At 65.8% G+C, this 18,472-nt stretch carries 13 protein-coding genes; 3 read left to right on the top strand and 10 right to left on the bottom strand.

Annotated elements, in window-relative coordinates; translation table 11 throughout:
• On the bottom strand, positions 1 to 3,144 hold the full coding sequence (locus tag GXY47_04015; GenBank protein ID NLV30300.1) for a DEAD/DEAH box helicase: 3,144 nt from the start codon (positions 3,142 to 3,144) through the stop codon (positions 1 to 3).
• 116 nt (positions 3,145 to 3,260) lie between these two features.
• On the bottom strand, positions 3,261 to 3,419 hold the full coding sequence (locus GXY47_04010; GenBank protein ID NLV30299.1) for a hypothetical protein: 159 nt from the start codon (positions 3,417 to 3,419) through the stop codon (positions 3,261 to 3,263).
• Between the two features lie 1,055 nt (positions 3,420 to 4,474).
• Here GXY47_04010 and GXY47_04005 point away from each other — a divergent pair.
• Positions 4,475 to 5,110, top strand: a complete 636-nt coding sequence (locus GXY47_04005; GenBank protein NLV30298.1) for a hypothetical protein — start codon at positions 4,475 to 4,477, stop codon at positions 5,108 to 5,110.
• Positions 5,111 to 5,128: 18 nt separating this feature from the next.
• Here GXY47_04005 and GXY47_04000 read toward each other — a convergent pair whose 3' ends face one another.
• Positions 5,129 to 5,887, bottom strand: a complete 759-nt coding sequence (locus tag GXY47_04000; protein NLV30297.1) for a DUF169 domain-containing protein — start codon at positions 5,885 to 5,887, stop codon at positions 5,129 to 5,131.
• 98 nt (positions 5,888 to 5,985) lie between these two features.
• Positions 5,986 to 6,855, bottom strand: a complete 870-nt coding sequence (locus tag GXY47_03995) for a UbiA family prenyltransferase (protein ID NLV30296.1) — start codon at positions 6,853 to 6,855, stop codon at positions 5,986 to 5,988.
• A 285-nt stretch (positions 6,856 to 7,140) separates the two neighbouring features.
• On the opposite strand from GXY47_03995, the gene GXY47_03990 reads away from it, so the two are divergent.
• The gene (locus tag GXY47_03990; GenBank protein ID NLV30295.1) at positions 7,141 to 8,703 is read left to right on the top strand and encodes a tannase/feruloyl esterase family alpha/beta hydrolase; all 1,563 of its coding nucleotides are present in this window, start codon (positions 7,141 to 7,143) and stop codon (positions 8,701 to 8,703) included.
• A gap of 55 nt (positions 8,704 to 8,758) precedes the next feature.
• A complete protein-coding gene (locus GXY47_03985; protein ID NLV30294.1) occupies positions 8,759 to 11,416 on the top strand; it encodes a glycoside hydrolase family 2 protein in 2,658 nt (885 codons plus the stop codon).
• 145 nt (positions 11,417 to 11,561) lie between these two features.
• Here GXY47_03985 and GXY47_03980 read toward each other — a convergent pair whose 3' ends face one another.
• From GXY47_03980 to GXY47_03955, 6 genes are all read right to left on the bottom strand, one after another.
• Entirely contained in the window at positions 11,562 to 13,073 is a 1,512-nt protein-coding gene (locus GXY47_03980) for an aldo/keto reductase (GenBank protein ID NLV30293.1), read from the bottom strand.
• A 75-nt stretch (positions 13,074 to 13,148) separates the two neighbouring features.
• A complete protein-coding gene (locus GXY47_03975; protein NLV30292.1) occupies positions 13,149 to 14,666 on the bottom strand; it encodes an aldo/keto reductase in 1,518 nt (505 codons plus the stop codon).
• Between the two features lie 290 nt (positions 14,667 to 14,956).
• The gene (locus GXY47_03970; protein ID NLV30291.1) at positions 14,957 to 16,279 is read right to left on the bottom strand and encodes a hypothetical protein; all 1,323 of its coding nucleotides are present in this window, start codon (positions 16,277 to 16,279) and stop codon (positions 14,957 to 14,959) included.
• Positions 16,280 to 16,297: 18 nt separating this feature from the next.
• Positions 16,298 to 16,708: a hypothetical protein gene (locus tag GXY47_03965; GenBank protein NLV30290.1), complete on the bottom strand. Its 411-nt coding sequence runs from the start codon at positions 16,706 to 16,708 to the stop codon at positions 16,298 to 16,300.
• Between the two features lie 113 nt (positions 16,709 to 16,821).
• Positions 16,822 to 17,526 carry a 4Fe-4S dicluster domain-containing protein gene (locus tag GXY47_03960; GenBank protein ID NLV30289.1) on the bottom strand — a complete coding sequence of 235 codons (705 nt, stop codon included), beginning with the start codon at positions 17,524 to 17,526 and terminating at the stop codon, positions 16,822 to 16,824.
• Positions 17,527 to 17,582: 56 nt separating this feature from the next.
• Positions 17,583 to 18,472: molybdopterin-dependent oxidoreductase (locus GXY47_03955; GenBank protein ID NLV30288.1), on the bottom strand; the 890-nt coding region annotated here is incomplete at its 5' end.

Genomic DNA, 18,472 nt, shown 5'->3' with positions numbered 1-18,472 from the left:
TCAGTCTCCGATCGCTTCGCCTCTGAGGGCGATGAGCTCCTTCAGTTCGCGCGTGGAAAGCTCTGTCAACCAGCCTTCGCCCGTGCCGACCACCGTGTCTGCGATGTCCTTTTTGTTTTCGATCATTTCATCGATCTTCTCTTCCAGCGTTCCGGCACAGAGGAATTTGTGCACCTGCACATTCCGGCGCTGCCCGATGCGGAAAGCGCGATCGGTGGCCTGGTCTTCGACGGCCGGGTTCCACCATCGGTCGAAGTGAAAAACGTGGCTGGCTTCGGTCAGATTCAACCCCGTCCCGCCCGCCTTGAGCGACAGGACGAACAGCGGCGGCCCCCCGGGCTTCTGGAAGCGTTCGACCATCCCGTCGCGCTTTTTCCGGGACACGCCGCCGTGCAGGAACAGGGCCTCCCGGCCGAAGGTCTCCTGCAGGTGCCGCTGCAGGATTTCCCCCATTTCCGAAAATTGGGAGAAGATCAGGGCCCGCTCCCCCGCTTCGAGGATTTCTTCCAGCATTTCCTCAAGGCGCGCCAGCTTTCCGGAACGTCCTTCCACTGCCGAACGGTCGCCGAGGAACTGAGCGGGATGGTTGCACACCTGCTTGAGCTTGGACAAGAGGGCCAGGATCACTCCCTTGCGCCGGATCCCCTGAGCGGAATCCAGGACCTCCTCCGCCTCATCGGCGACGGCCCGGTACAGGGATGCCTGTTCCCGGGTCAGGGAGCAGAACACCTTCATTTCATTCTTCTCGGGGAGGTCGGTGATGATCGACCGGTCGGTTTTCAGCCGCCGCAGGATGAAGGGGGCGGTCAGGCGTTTTAGGCGCTCAGCCGCGTTCACGTCGCGCATAGCCTGGATGGGGAGGAAAAAGCTGCGGCGGAATTCTTCCTTCGATCCGAGAAAGCCGGGATTGAGATATTCCATCACGGACCAGAGATCGCCCACGTTGTTTTCGACGGGAGTGCCTGTCATGGCGATGCGATATCCGGCCTGGATGGTGCGGGCGGCTCGCGCCTGCAGGGTTTCCGGATTTTTGATGTTCTGCGCCTCGTCCAGAATCATACCGCCCCAGGACACGGTCTTGAAGGGTTCCAGGTCGCGGTGCAGCAGCGCGTAGCTCGACAGGACGATGGCATGCCGATCGGCCTTTTTTTGAAATGCCTTCCCCCGGACGCGCGTTCCGCCGTGATGCACCATCACCGGCAGCCCGGGACAGAACCTGGCCGCCTCCTTCCGCCAGTTGTCGACCACGGACATCGGGCATACCAGGAGCACGGGACGGCGGCCGTTGGTTTCCCAATCTCGCTGGATCAGCGCCAGGGCCTGGATCGTCTTGCCGAGGCCCATGTCGTCGGCCAGACAGGCGCCCAGTCCCCACCGCTTCAGGAAGGCCAGCCAGGAGTAGCCACGGACCTGGTATGGACGCAGTTCGCCGCGAAATCCCGTCGGCACCGCTTCTTCCTCCAGGGTTTTTCCCCCCTCCAGGCGCGCGATCATGTCGGCGATCCAGCCGTCGGCCGATACTCCCTCGAACGGCACGCCACCGCGGTCGGTCCAGCCGCCGAGCGCCATCCGCAAGATATCGCGCACCGGGGCCTTGCCGCCGGATTTCCTTTTCCAGAACTCGAGCGCCGTCGCGATTTCGTCCGTGCCGACTTCGACCCATTGTCCGCGCAGCTTCACCAGCGGGGCTTTGAGTTTTGCCAGGGATTCGAGTTCCTGGAGGGTGATCGGCTCGCCGGCCAGGGCCAGGTCGATGTCGAATCTCAGGATCCGGTCCAGCGATAGTCCGGCAGATGTTTTCAGGGCGGGGCTTTTTATGCGCGCGCGGGCGGCGAGCCGCAATTTCGTCCCTTTTCGGGTCCACCATGAGGGGAGCATGACGCCGAAGCCCGCCTGTTCCAGGGCCTGGGCGCGCAGGGTGAGAAACTCGTGGGCTCCGGTGGCGTCCAGAGGGTAGCCGGCAGGATCCGGCCGCCTCATGCTCTCCTCGATCCGGGGGCAGATCCCGGCGGCCCGTCCAAGCACCGAGAGAAGGTACGGCCGAGGCTCGAAGGCGCGTGCGCGGAACAGGGCGGCCACCGGCTTCGGCGGCTTCCAGGCGGCGGGCGCCTCGATGAGCAGGCTGCGGTCGTCGGCCGCCTGCAGTAGATAGCGTACGTGCCAGGGGGCCCGGCTGGCGGGTTTCTCGGCTTCTGCTTCCGGCTCTTCCAGGCGGAAGCAGAAACGGAAGGGGGAGAAGGCGGACATGGACACCGGGCGGTGCCATTCGTCGATCTGGGCGGCAAAACGAGAGAGCTCCTTCGCGTCGCCCGGCATGGAGGGGTTTTCGGACCGCAGCGAATGTATCCACTGTTCATGCAGGCTCTCGAAAGGAGCTTTGCGTCCCGCCCGGCGCCGGGATCGGGCCGCCGGCGCCGGCAACTGCGATGACGCGTCCATGCGGACGAGGGTGTCCACCATGCGCTGCACGAAACGCCGCAGCAGGTCGGCCGCGGTTCCTTGAGGAGGGGCCGCGCGTGTGGCGCTGACCGCGCGCGCCGCGCCCGGCATGGCGGCCGCCAGCGCCGCCGACGTTGCGATATCCTCCGGCTGCAGGATGGGGATCCAGCGTGAAGCACAGGCCTCACCGGAATCGTCAATGCCGGGCAGATAGCTCTGCCGGGCTACCAGCGTTCCTGCAAAACGGAGCGCATGGCACCACCAGGCGAGATCCACTCCCACCATCCGGCTCGGAGCCAGGATCCGCCTGCCAATGCAGGTACCGAGCAGGTCGACGATTTCCCGGTCGTCCAGAACCCGGACCGAAACGGCCCAGGGTGCGCAGGCGCCCTTGCCTTTGCCTCCCGTCTCGGCGATCAGCGGGCTTGAGGGGACCGGTCCCGCTTTTGTCGTCGGCAGCCAGATGCAGCGAACGGGCGCCTGCGCGGGCTTTTTCGAGAGAGCCGCCGCTTTGGAGGCGTCCGGGTCGGATGGCTCCCCGAAAGGCGCGCGGAGCGCCGCAGCTCCGGAATCGTAAGGGAAGGGCGGAACATCGGCGGCGGCCCGCCTGCGTCCGGGCCGGGCTGTGGCAGGGGCGCGGTCCCGGGGGGTTTCTCCCCAGAGAACGAAATCCTCCCCGCAAAGAGCGGCGTGATAGATGATCATTTGTCTTTCGCAAACCCGTTACATGCCTGGGGTGGTGTATGGTTGTCGCCCCAGGCAAATTCATACCATGGAAAGGATACTCCGGCCGCCCACGATCTCCATCAATTCATGTACCGTCAGCCGCCGCCGCATTTTTTAAATTTCTTCCCGCTTCCGAAGGGGCAGGGATCGTTCCTGCCCGGTTTCGCCGCCCCCTGGGGACGGGATACCGGGTCCGAATCTGCGGGCTGCGAGGCCCATTTTTCCCGGGCCCGTTTGAAGACGGTTTTCAGCATCCGATGGCGCTTCTCCACTTCGGCGTGGAAGTCTTCGTTCTGCTGGATGAGTCCGTCAATAAGGGCAGGCGTCGAAGGGTGCCTGGAACCGGGTTCCTGAAGGGTTTCGAGGGTCCCTTCCTCGTAATCGTATATGGCGGCCGGGAGGTTTTTGGGGTATCGTATCCGGCCCCTGGCATCGATCGGGGCAAACTGAAGGATGACTTCGCGGCATACGCATTCCGGATTTACGCAATAATCATCGAACGCGATCCATTCCCAGCCTTCGACCGAAAAGGTGAGTAACGGGGCGAAGGGGAAGATGGCCCCGTAACCGGCCGTGGTCTCCCGTCCGCTCAGGAGCTCCGGGTCGAATTCGGCATCGAGCTGTTCCGGGTCGCATTCATCGAGCTGCTTCTGCTTGGCGCCGGTAAAGAATTCCTCGAGGTATCCCCACCCGGCCTCGTCCAGTTCCGCCACCAGCGTGCGGACGAGGGCCCGGGAATCGTGGGAGAGTGGGGATGCGGGGTCAGGGCTCAGCGAATGTTTTTCGGCATCGAGGGTGAAATGGAGGGTTGGGGCGGAAGCCGGATCTTCCGGGGCGCATTGAAAATTGAGGTGAAAGCAGGGACAGCAGGGATTGGCGCAGACCCTGATGGCCGTAATCCAGCGCCGGTTTGCCCAGGGGCCGGTCCGGAGCCCCAGGATGTGGGTCTTTCTTGCGGGATCGTAGAGCAGTACGGACATCTCGCCTTTCCTCCTCATTCAGAGGGACGGAAGAGAACTCAATGTGCTCCCGGTTCCCGGTTGCGCCTGGTTGAAATGCAGCGGCCCCTTCCGATTCCGCCGAGGGCCATAAGGCGAGGGCGCTGTCGGGTCACCGGTCAGGCTTTTCGGGTTGTGCCGTCAGCGAGACTCCTGCCCGGGGCGCCGGGTATTATAGCACAACCGATCACTGGAGCCATCAGGGGAAGTCATCTGGGTAAGAGAAAAATAAGGGTGGCTGCGGGCCTGGACGATAGGGAATAAGGGGCCGATTTGCGGCAAAACGTAAGGACAGGGCCGGAAGGGTGGGGATGATGCGTATACTCGGGATGTTGGGGGTACTGGGGGCGGTCTTTGCGGGGGGGTGCGCTCATTATACCACCGTGGAATACCCGCCCGTGGTCGAGCTGTGGAGCATCGAGACGGTGGGGATCCTGAAATTCGAGGTCCCGGAGGGGGACCCGGAGATCGGCGAGGATGCGACCCACCGCTTCATCGCCACCGTGCAGCGGGCGCAGCCGGGCATCCGGGTGCTGGAGCTGGGGACGAAACCGGAGGTGCTGGCGAAAATCGGTGCCCGGGCACTGGATCCCGCCGCGCTTCAGGCTATCGGGAAGATGAGCGGTGTCGACGCGGTCCTTTCGGGCAGCGTCGAGGTCAAGAGTCCGCGGACGGGGGTGAACATTGCCGGCCTCACGACGATCCGTACCACGGTCAAGGTCGACGCTTCGATGAAAGCGGTGCTCCACGAAACAGGCAAAGGGGCCATGCTTTGGACCAACGGGGCATCAGGCACCTGGAACCTGGGGGGCGTGACGGCATCGGAGCGGGGCGTGGGGGGAGGCATGGCCGACCCGGTCCGCAAACATGCCGAAATCATGGCCGAACTGGTACGGGTGACCACCGAGGACTTCCGCCCCACCTTCGCCCGCCGTCGGGTGGATTGATCGGGTTAACCGCCCATTTCAGGTTCTCTGCATGCGGCGGCGGATGACGTCCCAGACCGTGGTGGTCAGAAAGCAGCGGTCCATGTTGTCGAGCATGGTCAGGAACTTGGGCCAGGGGACGGAGAAGGTCAGGACCGAGGGTTTGGTGCACGACCTCATGGAGGGATCGAAACCACCCAGGACCGCCCGAGGCTCGGCGCTGTCGAGCTCCTTCATGGCAAACCCGATCAGGGTGTCGCAGCCGGAAGAGAAGGGGGCCATGACCGCGTGCGGCGTCATGCTGTCATAGCCGGCCAGCGCGTGCAGGCCCGAAACCGTGTCCGGGGTGGCGAAAAAGCAGACGACCTGCGGCCTGTCGGCTTTTTCCAGCGCGTCCCACCTCTTGACCACCAGGTATCTGCCCCGGGCGGGGAGCGGGGGATTGTGCTTCATCGTGGCCTCGACCTGGGCCGCGCTCCTGTAGAACTTCTCCGTGGTGACCAGGAAATCGACCAGGTAGGCGGCCTCCTCCCGGGTCGGGGCGTTTGCCGAAAATCCCAGGGTCCCGATGGCGCCGAAGCACCCGAGATTCTCTCCGTTGAAGGCGAGGGGTTTCCCCGCCCGGACCGCCGCCAGCTGGCCGAAGACGCAGGTGTATCCCTTGTCGCTGGGCCTGGGCATGGGGGCCGGCTCTGCGCCGCACAGGCTGTCGGAGTAAAAGCAGGCGAGGGGCCATTCGCTCCCCGGAAAATACTTTTCCCATTTCCTGATGAACAGGGCCTTGGTTTTTGCGTCCATGATCTCTCCGGCCTGCGTCCGATGAAGGACGGTATAGGTCTAATATAAACGTTTTTGCCCCGTGATGACATAGGATCTCTCGGCGATACCCGTTGCGGTTACGCGCCGGCCAGGCGCATTACCAGGAACAGGAGCATCCCGCCCGAGGCGCCCAGGTAAAGCAGGCGGATGTGCCGGCGTGCCGCGTCATCGTCGGTCTCTTCATGGCCGGAACGTACGAGGAGAAGAGCGGGGCGGGCGATGGCGATGTCCATGAGGGCGATCGGGAGGGCATACACGGGGAGGAACCAGCGCAGCAAAAAGGGGAGGGGGGTCAGGAGAATGACGAGAAGAAACAGGCTGCCGCTGATCCGCAGGGCGGTGCGCCTGCCGTAGGTGAGCGCCAGCGAACGGGACTGAATCAACCGGTCCCCCGTCATGTCCGTCGCGTCGGCCGCGATCTCTTCGCCCAGATCCAGGAGTGCTGCGATCAGGGCGAAAAACCAGACGGTGCCGTTCCAGGGCTCTCCGACGCTTACCCCGCCGTAGACGAAGGTCATGCCGACGGAGAACGCGACCATCAGGTTCCCGGGCAGGCCGCTTTTCTTGAACCACCGGTCATAGAGAAATCCCACAAGAAGCAGGAGAATGGCGAGCGCGAACGGGGCGGCGCCCAGCGCAAAGCCCAGGAGCGGTCCCGCGCCTGCGAGGAGGGCCGAAAACCCCAGGGCCTCGGTCCGTGTCACCCTGCCGGAGGGGATCGGCCGGCCTGGGGCGTTGATCCTGTCGGTTTCGACATCGAGGCAGTCGTTCAATACGAGGATGGATGCGGAAATGGAAAAAATGGAGAGGAAGGCGGCCAGCGCCACGTACATGGGGGGAAACGCGCCCAGCGCGAAAAGCTGCCCCAGCACCACGCAAACCCCCGCCGCAAACGGGAGTTCGAACCGGAGCAGGCGATAGAGGCCTCCGATTTTCATCATCTTCATGCCGGAAAGCGGTGATCGTGAAATCGGGGACCGGCCGATTTGGGGACGGACCACAAACGGATCGTCATCGCTTAACGATATCGCACAGACCGGGAGAAGCCTCGGAAATTTTCAATGTCTTCAACGAAGGGTTCGGGTCCGTCCCCGTTTTTTTGTGGTCTGTCCCCGGATTTTCGGCCAGAATGGATCCAATTTTCCGAATGGAAGGGGCCGATGGAGATGAAATCGACGATGCGGTTTGACCGGGTATCCCTGGTGCGTTTGGTGGCCGGATTGTGTCCGGTAGTGGCATTGCTTTGGGCGGCGCTTCCGACGGCGGGCGCGCAGGTCTTTGCCGACCGCGCGACGGCGCTGGTGGACTATTCAAGGGCCGACTTCGGGCCGGCCAAGGCGTGCCCGGGCATGAGCGGCTTCAGGGCGAAGGACCTCGTCCAGCTCTCCGCGGCCCCGGTGCCCGGCGCGGAGGGCGTGCCCGCCTACTGCCGGGTCTCCGGGCTGCTCGACCCGGAGATCGCCTTCGAGGTCAGCCTCCCCGACCGGTGGAACGGCCGCCTCTACATGATCGGCAACGGCGGCCACGCCGGGGAAGCGCTCGATGATCCGGGGCGCGTGTCGCAGATCCACGACGCCCTGAAGGTGGGCTTCGCCGTCGCCCAGACCAACACCGGCCACGACTCGCGCAAGGAGCCGGGCGCCACCTTCGTCATGAGCGATCCGCAAAAGGCGATCGACTATGCCTACCGCGCCGTGCATCTCACCGCCGTGACGGCCAGGGCCATTGCAAAGGATTACTTCGGCCGGAGCGTGGACTACGCCTACTGGAACTCCTGCTCCAACGGCGGGCGGCAGGGGCTGATCGAGGCCCAGCGCTTCCCGGAGGATTTCGACGGCATCGTGGCCAACGCCCCCTGGGTGGACCAGACGGGGTTCACCATCGGCGCCTTGTGGAACCAGCGCGCGCTGGACGAGGCCCCCTTGTCGGCGGCCAAGCTCCACCTGCTGGCCGAAAGGGTGATGGCCAGGTGCGACGCGATGGACGGGCTCGCCGACGGGCTGATCGACGACCCGCGCCGGTGCGATTTCGACCCGGCGCGCGACGTCCCGGCGTGCGCCGCGGGGGTCGACGAACCGGGCTGCCTCACGGCGGCCCAGGCCACGACGGTCGCCAGGATCCAGAACGGTCCGGTGAGCAAGGGGAAACCGTTCTTCCCCGGCTTCGAGCCGGGGAGTGAAGCGGTGATGCCCAACTTCTTCGGCGGCGGAGTGTCGAGCGGGTGGCTGAACATGATCGTGAGCCCGCAGCCGGGGGGGAAGTCGGCCGACTTCGGCCTGGCGGAGGACACCATGCGCTATCTCGTGCACAAGCCCCCCAAACCCGACTACGATTACAAAACCTTCGACTTCGACAAAGACATCAAAATGCTCGAGCGCTGGGGCAAGCTGGCCGACGCCAAGGACGCGGACCTCGGAAAGTTCCGCAACCGGGGGGGGAAGCTCCTCATGACCTACGGCTGGGCCGACTCCATCCTGCAGCCCCGGATGGGTGTTCGCTACTACGAGGAAGCGGTGCGCAAAAACGGCCCCGGCACGGGCGATTTCTTCCGGCTTTTCATGGTGCCGGGGATGTCGCACTGCAGCGGCGGGATCGGCCCCGATCAGCACGACCCCATGACCGTCATCATCAACTGGGTGGAAAAAGGGAAAGCGCCGGACCAGATCATCGCCAGGCGAACGGTCGACGGGAAGGTCGTGCGCACCCGGCCGCTCTGCCCCTATCCTCAGGTGGCGCGCCACACGGGGGAGGGGAGTATCGACGACGCGGCCAATTTCCGTTGCGTGGAACCGTAGGCGCCCGGCCCGCCCTGTTCAATGAAAACGGGTGGGTCCCAGGGGAGACGAGGAGATGAAAATACCGCATGGGATAAGGCGAAGGGGACTGATTTTGGGGTGCGGCGTCCTCTGCGCCCTGCTGGGATTCGGGGATCGGCAGCGCTCCCCGCTGGTGGCGAGCGCGTCGGACGCTTCCCCGCGGGAGCGGTTGCTGATCAACGACGGCTGGCGCTTCATCCAGGGGGATCCTCCGGGCGCCTCCTCCGGCCTCGGCTACGACGCGGTCAAGGCGTGGGTCCTCCCGACGGGGAACGCGTTTCTGGCCGACCCGGCGAAAGGACCGGTCCGGCCCGATGGGAATCCCGGGGTGAACACGGCCTACGCCGCCCCCGCTTTCGACGACAGCGGCTGGCGCACTCTCGACCTCCCCCACGACTACGCCGTCGAGGGGCCCTTCACCGATGCCGTCAGCGGGAGCGCCGGCCGCCTCCCCGCGCCCGGAGTGGCCTGGTACCGGAAAAGGCTGAGCATCCCGGGAAGCGACGCGGGCCGGTCCCTCTTCCTCGACATAGACGGCGCCATGTCCTACAGCATGGTCTGGTGCAACGGCCGTTTCGTGGGCGGCTGGCCCTACGGCTACGCCTCCTACCGGCTCGACCTGACCCCCTATCTCAGGCCGGGCCGGGCCAACCTGCTGGCCATCCGGCTCGACAACCCGGTCCCGAAAGACGCGGGCTGGCAGTCCGGGTCGTCGCGCTGGTACCCGGGCGCCGGAATCTACCGCAATGTCTGGCTCGAGAAGACCGGGCCGGTGCACGTGGGGCAGTGGGGCACCTTCGTCACCACGCCCGAGGTTTCCGCGGCCAGGGCCCGGATCCACCTTAAGGCCTCGATCGACAACGATTCGGCCCGGGACGCCCGGTTGCGCGTGGCCCACGAGATCTTCGAGATCGACCGGGGGGGCCGGAGGGGGCTGAAGGCGGTGGCCACGATCGGACCGGTCCTTGTGCGGGTCCCCGCGGGGGAAAGCGCCTCGGCCGAGGCGGACGGGACCCTGAGAAATCCGAAACTCTGGGGGATCGGGGAGGGACAGAACCCCCACCGCTACCTGGCGGTGACGACGGTGCGGCAGGAGGGGAAGACGGTCGATGTGTACGAAACCCCCTTCGGGATCCGTACCCTCCGATTCGACCCCGACCGGGGGTTTTTCCTCAACGGGCGGCACCTCAGGCTCAACGGCGTCTGCAACCACCACGACCTCGGGGCGCTGGGGGCGGCGGTGAACACGCGGGCCCTGGAGCGGCAGCTGGAGATGCTGGCGGAGATGGGGGTGAACGCGATCCGGACCTCCCACAACCCCCCGGCGCCCGAGCTGCTGGGGCTGGCCGACCGGATGGGGTTTCTGATCATGGACGAGGCGTTCGACGTCTGGGCCAGGGCGAAGACGGAGCTCGATTATCACCGGCTCTTCCCGGAGTGGCACGAACAGGACCTGCGCGCGCTCCTGCGGCGCGACCGCAACCACCCCTCGGTCTTCATGTGGAGCATCGGCAACGAGGTCGGGGAGCAGGGGGCCGGGGAGGAGGGCGCGGCCGTGGCGGCCCGGCTCACGGCCATCTGTCACGAGGAGGACCCGACCCGTCCCACCATCGCCGGGATGAACACGGCCGATCCCAAGGGGCCGTTTGCGGCCGCGGTCGACGCCATCGGGCTGAACTACCAGGGGGTGGGCATCTACGGCCGGCCGGCCCAGTACCCCCTCTTTCATGAGAGCCTGCCGGACAAGTTCATCGTGGGGAGCGAGACCGCCTCCACCCTCTCCAGCCGCGGCGTGTACACCTTCCCGGTGGCCCCGGGCCCCGGGACCCCGGCCACGGCCCAGGCGGGGCAGGACGTGGAAAAGCGGCAGGTCAGCTCCTACGACCTCTACTTCGCCCCCTGGTCCTACGCCCCCGACAAGGAGTTCGCCGCCCAGGACCGCTACCCCTTCCTGGGGGGGGAGTTCGTCTGGACGGGATTCGATTACCTGGGGGAACCGACGCCGTTTGACGCGTCGCGCAGCTCCTATTTCGGCATCATCGATCTGGCCGGGTTCAAAAAGGACCGGTTTTATCTCTACCAGGCCTACTGGCGCCCCGAGCTCCCGATGGCCCATATCCTGCCGCACTGGACCTGGCCCGAGCGGGCGGGACAGGTGACGCCGGTGCACGTCTACACGTCGGGGGACGAGGCGGAGCTCTTCCTGAACGGGAAGTCGCTGGGACGAAAGAAAAAAGGGGAGGCCGAGTACCGGTTGCGCTGGGACGACGCCGTCTATGAGCCGGGGGAGCTCCGCGTGGTGGCTTACAAGGAAGGCAGGGAGTGGGCGACCGATTCGGTCAAAACCGCCGGGGCCGCCGGACGGCTGCTGCTCGAGCCGGACCGGGCGACGATCTCGGGGGACGGCAGGGACTTGTCGTTCGTGACCCTCAAGGTGACGGACGGGGAGGGGAGGGTCGTTCCCCGTTCGATGAACCTGATCCGTTTCGAGGTGGAGGGGCCCGGGGAGATCGTGGCGACCGACAACGGAGACCCGACCGACATGACCCGCTTTCCGTCGACCGAGCGGAAGGCGTTCAACGGCCTGGCGCTCGTGATCGTCCGGGCGCGCCCCGGCGCGCAAGGACGGATCACGGTGACCGCCCGGTCCGAAGGCCTCAGCGAAGCCCGAACCCGCATCCACCTGAAATAGTGGACATCCACCTTTTACGCTGAACCCTTCAAAGAGTGGGTGTCCATGATTTCAATTGTGGACATCCACTCTTTTGGGAAGAGCCGATCCGTGGCAATTGGTGGATGTCCAGGATTTCATCCACGATTTCTTACGGAGGACCCCGCTAGACGGCGGGCAGGTCCAGATCGGCCGTCTCGGCCCTCCGTCCGGCGGCGTCCACCGCCACGACCCGGTATCGGTGTGCCGCCTTGTCCCCGAGCCTTTCCTCGAAGGAAAAGGGGGTCCGATCGGCCTGCGGCCTGTGGGGCACCTCCCCCGCTTTCCGGTCGTCCCGCCAGATTTCATAGCGGGCCAAGGGCTCGTCCCCCGCGTAGGCCGTCTGCCATCTGACGCTGGAAATCCGATGGCCTTCCCGCAGGTGCTGATCGGCCGCGGCTTCGCGCGGCCCTCCGAGCGGCTGGGCGGCGGCCTGGAAGTAGTTGGTTTTGCCCTCCTTGGCAGTGCGGGCCATTTTTTCGATCTCGCGTCGGTCGGAGACGGCGAACGCGTCGGGTTCGACCTGGGCGGCGAGCAGGTTCTGCTCCAGCTGGCACGCCGACGCATCGGGATCGATATGCCCGGTGCCGATAATGGCCGTGTGGACCCCGGGGGTGGTCAAGGCATATTCCACCAGCCGGTGGCTGGGGAGGGAGGGGCTTCCCACGGTCCGGACCACCATGTCGGGGCGGCTGGTCCAGGTGGCAGGTTTCGAGTACATGGCGCCGTCGGCGAACACCTTCATGGCGATGACGCCGATGTCGTTTGCCGCGGCCACCGGGATGACGTTGTACTGCATGCTGAAATTCATCCGGTCGTTGGCGTTGATGGCCACGAGCATCCCGTCCAGGACCCGACGGCGATCCCTCTGGATGATCTCCATCATGATATCGGGGGCCGCGTGGCCCGAGAAGCCGATGTGGCGGATGAGCTTTTCCTCCTTCGGATTGAGGCCGGTGAGGTTGGTGCCGTCGCGGAAGTCGACTAGCGTGGCCAGGGCGCCGATGGTCTCCGCTTTCGGGTCGGGTTTGTCGTACCCCTCGAAGGCGGCGTCGATGTCGGCCATGGTCGAGATGCTGTGCAGCAGCACCATGTTCAGGTAGGAGCCGCCGGGATACCCCCCCTGCCCGTCCCCGAAGACCTGCGACAGGGTCCGCCGCAAATCGTCCGCCGTGTGGCCGCCCTTGCCGTTGGAGACGTTGATCAGGCCCTGTTTCTGCCATCCCCCTTTGCCGAAGCGGAGGGCGGTCTTGCTCGTCAGGAAGATGGATCGACGGAGACTCTCGTTGTACCCCGCCTGCCCGGGGATCAGGTGAAGCTCGCGGAAGGCCTTGCCGTAGAAGGACTGGCTGCCGTCGTAGACGTTTGAGGTGTCGTAGTAATTCACCCCGAGATCGAAAGCCTTGAGGATGATCCTGACAGGGTCTTCGTCCGCGGGAGTCCACTGCAGGGATGCCTGTCCCCCCAGGCCGAGGGTGGTGGCCTCGAAGCCGAGGCGCCCCATCGGGCGCTTCATGAGGCGGGCGGGCCTGGCCTTTCCGAAAACAAACCAGGGTCCGAGGGCCAGTCCGGCCGAGGCCGCGGCGGCGGTCCGGATAAACCGCCGGCGGGGGACGGTGCATTCGATCATTTCAGCCATGCCGATCACTCCTTGATGAAAATCGTGGACATCCACACATTGTGTGAATGGGTGGATGTCCACGATTTGTGAGCCTCAGATGTTTGGAAGGTCCAGCTCTTCGGTCCCGGCCCTCCTTCCCGCGCGGTCCACGGCGACCACCCGGTAGCGATGGGCGGAACGGTCGGCCAGGGTTTCCTCGAAGGCGAAGGGGGTGTTCAGCCTGGCCTGCGGCTTGTGGGGCGTCTCGGCCGTTTTCCGGCCGTCGCGCCAGATTTCGTACCGCACCAGAGGTTCGTCTCCCGCGTAAGCCGTATGCCACTCAAGCCTCGCCGTGCGCCGCTCTCCCCGCATCCGCTGGCTGGCTTCCGGCGAGCGCGGGGAGCCCAGGGGCTGTGCGGCGGCCTGGAAGTAGTTGGTTTTGCCCTCCTTGGCCGAATGCGCCAGCTCTTCGATCGCGCGGCGGTCGCCCGCGCCGAGGGCGGCCGGTTCGACCTGGGCGGCAAGGAGGTTCTGCTCGAGCTGGCAGGCTGCGGAGTCGCTGTCGATGTGCCCGATGCCGATGACGGCGGTATGAACGCCGGGGGTGGTCAGGGAGTATTCCACCAGCCGGCGGCTGGGAAGCGCGGGGCTGCCCACGGTCCTGACCAGCATGTCGGCCCGGCTGGTCCAGGTCGCCGGTTTGGAATACATGGCGCCGTCGGCGAACACCTTCATGGCGATGACGCCGATATTGTTGGCCGCGGCCACGGGGATCGCGTTCAGCTGCATGCTGAAGTTCATCCGGTCGTTGGCGTTGATGGCCACGAGCAACCCGTCGAGCACCCCCCGGTGGTCGCGCTGGATCATCTCCATCGTGGTGGCCGGCGAGGCGTGGGCCGAGAAGCCGATATGGCGCAGGAGCCTTTCCTCCTTCGGGTTGAGGCCCGTGAGGTTGGTGCCGTCCCGGAAGTCGACGAGAGTGGTCAGCGCGCCGATGTGCTCCGCCTTGGGATCGGGATGGCCGTACCCCTCGTAGACTGCCTCGATGTCGGCCTGGCTCTCCAGGGCGTGAACCAGGACCATGTCGACGTAGGCCCCCCTGGGGTAGGCCCCCTGCCCGTCTCCGAAGACGAGCGACAGGGTGCGCCGGATGTCGTCCACAGTGGTCGATCCCTGGGCGCCGTCGGTCCAGCTCCAGAGCCCCTCCTTCTTCCACCCTCCCTTGCCGAAGCGGAGCATCGTCTTCGTGGTCAGGAAGAAGGAGCGGCGGAGCCGTTCGTTGTACCCCGGCCGCCCGGGGACCAGGTGAAGCTCGCGGAACGCCTTGCCGTAGTTGGACTGGCTGGGGCCGTAGACGTTCGAGGTGTCGTAATAATTGATCCCGAGGTCGAAGGCCTTGAGGATGATCCTGACGGGATCCTCGTCCGCGGGGGTCCACTGCAGGGAGGATTGGCCTCCCAGGCCGAGGGTTGTCGCCTCGAAACCGAGGCGTCCGATGGGACGCTTCATCAGGCGGTCGGGCCCGGTTTTGCCAAAGACGAAATGGGGTCCGAGGGAGAGGCTCGCGGATACGAGCGTGGCGCCCTTGAGAAATTTTCGCCTCGAAAGGGGGGTATCCGGGAAACCGGCCATGGTGCGTCCTCCTCTGGTCGGGTGCAAGTGCGCCTGCAGGACGCGCTCGGGCACCCGATGGTCTTCTAACAATATACCATTGGGCGATCCCGGGGGCCGGCCCCAAATCCTGGACACCCACCAATCGGGTGCGGGTCCGGGTTGAGGTCCTTCCATGTCAATCTGTGGGTGTCCAGGATTGGCCGACATCCAGGATCAGTGGATGTCCAGAATTGGTGGATGTCCAGGATCAGGGGCTCTCATTTGGTGGATGTCCACAATTTCCCAAAGAGTGGATGTCCAGGATTTGATTATTTCCAGGGGGTGATGGGGATGCCCCGGCCGAAGCGGAAATCGGTCGCGAACCAGGTGGTCTGGATATTCCCGCCGGCGACGATGACCTGGATGGAGCGGGCGTTGGTGAAGGGTTTGATCAGGGTGTCCGGCGGCGCCTTCATCCAGCCCGCGAACGGTTCCAGCCCCTGGAGGGCCATCGGCATGCTGGCCGTGGTGTTGACGCCGTTCCCCCAGAAGGTGGAGGCGGCCACCTCGACGTTGTCCGCCAGCCACCGGCCGAGCTCCGATTTGGATTTGAAGCCGTGCACGTCCCTGAGCAGGCCGGCCACGGTCGGGTCCATGACGATGGTCGCGGCCGAGCCGTAGAGCGAGCGCATGTAGTCGCGGATGAGCATGTGGGGCGGGTGGGCGCTCTGCGCCTCCCCCACGCTCGAGATGTAGCTCCAGCCAATGCCGACGCTGACCACGTCCTCCTCCGGCTTGAACCCCATCTCGACGCTGAGGGAATTCCAGCCGGCGGGGAGGAGTTCCTCGTTCTCGGCGATGCAGAGGTTGTTGTATTGCAGCGCGCTGCCCAGGGTCGAATAGGCTCCCACGTTGAGACGGAGGTCCCCCAGGATCTTGCCCGCCAGGGTGAAGGTGCGGCCGATGACGGAGTTGGCCTCGCTGAAGGGGCCCATCACATCGGTCCCCGAGTGGATCCCGAGCCGCCGGCGGACCGGCCCGTTGAAGACGATCATGTTCGCCATGGAGCTGGTGGAGTTCCCGAAAGAGGGGGCCTGCGTCAGCGTCGCGAGGATGGCGGGGAAGTACTCGGGCCGGGCGCCGGCCATGACGGCGTAAACCGCCGCCTTCTCCACCGTCAGTTCCCGGGAGCCCGTCCGGCTGACCACTTCTTCCGGCTTGCGGCTGGTCCCCCGCAGCATGGCCGCCACCCGCTTTTCGGTCGGGAGGACGACGGGGAGGAAGTCGGTCCACTCCCTCTCCTTGAACAGGCGCTGGAGATCGTCCTCCGTGCCGGGCGCCAGGAGCCTCGGCTCGGGCGCGGCGGCCGGCGGCATCCCGGCGCGCTTCTCTTCGGCCGTGAGCGGGGCCGTCAGGGCGTCGATGACGGCCCGCATCATCGGTTTGCCGGAGAGGAGGTCCTTCCCCTCGACGTAGGCCCGGTGGACGCTTCGGGGCTGGCCGGCCACGGGGAAGGGAACCGCCACGTAGCGGATCGGCATGCCGTTGGAATACTGGAGCTCGTAGTCCTTGAATTTCACGACATTGACGGCGGAGGCGCCGACGGTGGGGATGCGGCCTTCAAGTTCGAGGTTCCGCGCAAACCGGCTCACGGCCGATACGCAGCCGTGTCAACCGCCTATCCCGATGACGGCGCCCGCCGCCCCCGAGGCCAGGATCTCCTTCCGCAGCCCGGCGTCGTCGCCGAACGGCCCCCCGGCGGAGCGCCGGATTTCGATCTTTACCGAGGGGATGTTTCGGGCGAACCAGTCCCGCATTTCCTCGAAGACGCTGTAGGCCGCCTCGGGTCCCCCCCACTGCAGGTCGACCAGGTAGAGGGTCTTTCCTTCGAGCGAAGGGGTCCGCGGCGCGAGCGGCACCCGCTCCACCAGCTTCGTGGCGATCGCCGGGTTGAGGACCGTGACGCGCCGCTCCGCGGTGGTGTCGGGGGCTTCCTGGCCGGCGACGGGCGCCGTCCCCCCGGCGGAGATCAGGACGGCGGAAAAAAGCAGGACGGCTCCCGACAGGACGGATGTCTTCATGGCTCCCCCTCCCCTCAAAATGGCTCGATCAGGATGATGCGCTTCCGCCGCGCTGCGCCGGCGGGCATTTTCGTGCGCCCCTCCAGCCGGTCCCGGGTTTCCCCCGGATCCCCCTATTCCTGGGAGGGGGGCGGCACGGGGAAAGCGGCCTTGGGCCGGGGGGGCGGCGCCAGGTTCACGTCGTAGCCGGCGATGTCGGTCTGCGACGGCGCCTTGTCCACCAGCTTGAGCGCCTTGGCCGGGCAGACGCTGACACACGCCTGTTCTCCCCCGGGCCCCCCCTTGTGGTTCCAGTACGGGGCGTCGACGCAGAGGTCGCACTTGGTCGATTTCTTCTTCCCCGGGTCCCAGACCGTCCGGTGGGGCCTCTGGGGGCACGACTGGATGCAGCGCTTGCAGCCGATGCATTTTTCCTGGTCGATGCGGCGTACGTTCCCGTTGGCGGCATCGATGTGACAGGCGCCGGTCGGGCAGTTCTGCACGCAGACGGGGGTGACGCACTGGCGGCAGACCGACATCACGATGTCATAGGGGTACTTGGTGAAGGAGGGGGCGTCGCGGATGATCTGGATCCTCGAAAGCGAAGGGTTCGCCACCCCCTCGTGCGTCATCGAGCAGGCGTACATGCAGCTCTGGCAGCCGAAGCAGAGCCGGCTGTCGTAGACGATATACCCCTTGGACGCCGCATGGGAAACGGCGGCCTCCACGGCCGGAGGCGCCGCGGCGAGCGGCGCCCCCACCGTCAGGGCCCCCGCGGCGAGGGCGGTCCCCCCGCTCTTCAGAAAATCGCGCCTCAATACCTTCTTATCGTCGGCCATTTCCGTTCTCCCGTCTGAGTCGTCACCGGCTTCATGAATGCGGATCCTCTCCGCTCCTATGCCTTCCCGAGCGCCCGGAGCACCTTGTCCGGGGTTATCGGGGGTTCGATCCACTTGCCTATGGCGTTGGCCACGGCGCAGACCGGGAGCTGCGGGGCCGCCATGCAGTGGCTGATGCCGGAGGCGCCGTAGCAGGCGTTTCCCGACCGGCTCTCCACGGCGCAGGTCTCGATCGGCCCGAGGTCGAGGATCGTGGGCTTCCTGTACTCGATCATGTTGGTGCTGAGCTTCACCCCGCTGGCCTTGTCGTAGACGAACTCCTCCGAAAGGCCGCCCCCCTGGCTGAAGTACATCGCCTGGTGCAGCTGCCCCTCGAACGACGTCATCCGGAGCACCTTGCCGGGGTCGCAGGCCACCACGAACCGGGTCACCTCGACCTCGCCGGTCTCGGTGTCCACGGCCACTTCGCAGAAGCTCGCGTTCATGACATCGAGCACCTTCCCCCCCTGGTGCCAGGTCGTCTCGGGGGGGCGGCCGAAGAAGGTCGCGGCGATGTCCTTGTCCTGGTCGCCGAAGCCTTCGTCGGCGATGAACTGGCCGAACGGGATCTTCCGGCCCGGGTCGGACTTCAGGAAAACCATGGTGTCCTTCGTGTCGAGCTCCTCCGGTCCGGCCTTGAACTTGGGCGCGGCCAGCTCGAGCAGCGCCTTGCGGCACCGCACGGCCGCCTCCTTCATCACCCAGGCGGAGGCCGTGGTGCCGTCGCTCCCCCCCCCGACCGGGGTGAAGAACGCCCGGTTGTCGTACTGGAGGATCACATCCTCGATCCGGGCCCCCATCTCCTCGGCGACGACCAGGGCGCAGGCGTCGGCGGCGTAGACCCCCATCCAGGGCCCCTTGAGCGGCACGTACACCTTGTTGTCCCCCTGGATGGTGACGGTGGCCG

This window comes from Acidobacteriota bacterium, assembly GCA_012729555.1.
Taxonomy (GTDB): Bacteria; Acidobacteriota; UBA6911; order UBA6911; family UBA6911; genus UBA6911.
This window is presented reverse-complemented; position numbering and strand designations above follow the sequence as displayed.

Coding starts and splice junctions, on each gene's coding strand:
- GXY47_03960 (NLV30289.1), bottom strand. CDS start 17,526: ATGGCCGACGATAAGAAGGTATTGAGGCGCGATTTTCTGAAGAGCGGG.
- GXY47_04010 (NLV30299.1), bottom strand. CDS start 3,419: ATGCTGAAAACCGTCTTCAAACGGGCCCGGGAAAAATGGGCCTCGCAG.
- GXY47_03985 (NLV30294.1), top strand. CDS start 8,759: ATGAAAATACCGCATGGGATAAGGCGAAGGGGACTGATTTTGGGGTGC.
- GXY47_04000 (NLV30297.1), bottom strand. CDS start 5,887: ATGGACGCAAAAACCAAGGCCCTGTTCATCAGGAAATGGGAAAAGTAT.
- GXY47_04015 (NLV30300.1), bottom strand. CDS start 3,144: ATGATCATCTATCACGCCGCTCTTTGCGGGGAGGATTTCGTTCTCTGG.
- GXY47_03980 (NLV30293.1), bottom strand. CDS start 13,073: ATGGCTGAAATGATCGAATGCACCGTCCCCCGCCGGCGGTTTATCCGG.
- GXY47_03995 (NLV30296.1), bottom strand. CDS start 6,855: ATGAAGATGATGAAAATCGGAGGCCTCTATCGCCTGCTCCGGTTCGAA.
- GXY47_03975 (NLV30292.1), bottom strand. CDS start 14,666: ATGGCCGGTTTCCCGGATACCCCCCTTTCGAGGCGAAAATTTCTCAAG.
- GXY47_04005 (NLV30298.1), top strand. CDS start 4,475: ATGATGCGTATACTCGGGATGTTGGGGGTACTGGGGGCGGTCTTTGCG.
- GXY47_03965 (NLV30290.1), bottom strand. CDS start 16,708: ATGAAGACATCCGTCCTGTCGGGAGCCGTCCTGCTTTTTTCCGCCGTC.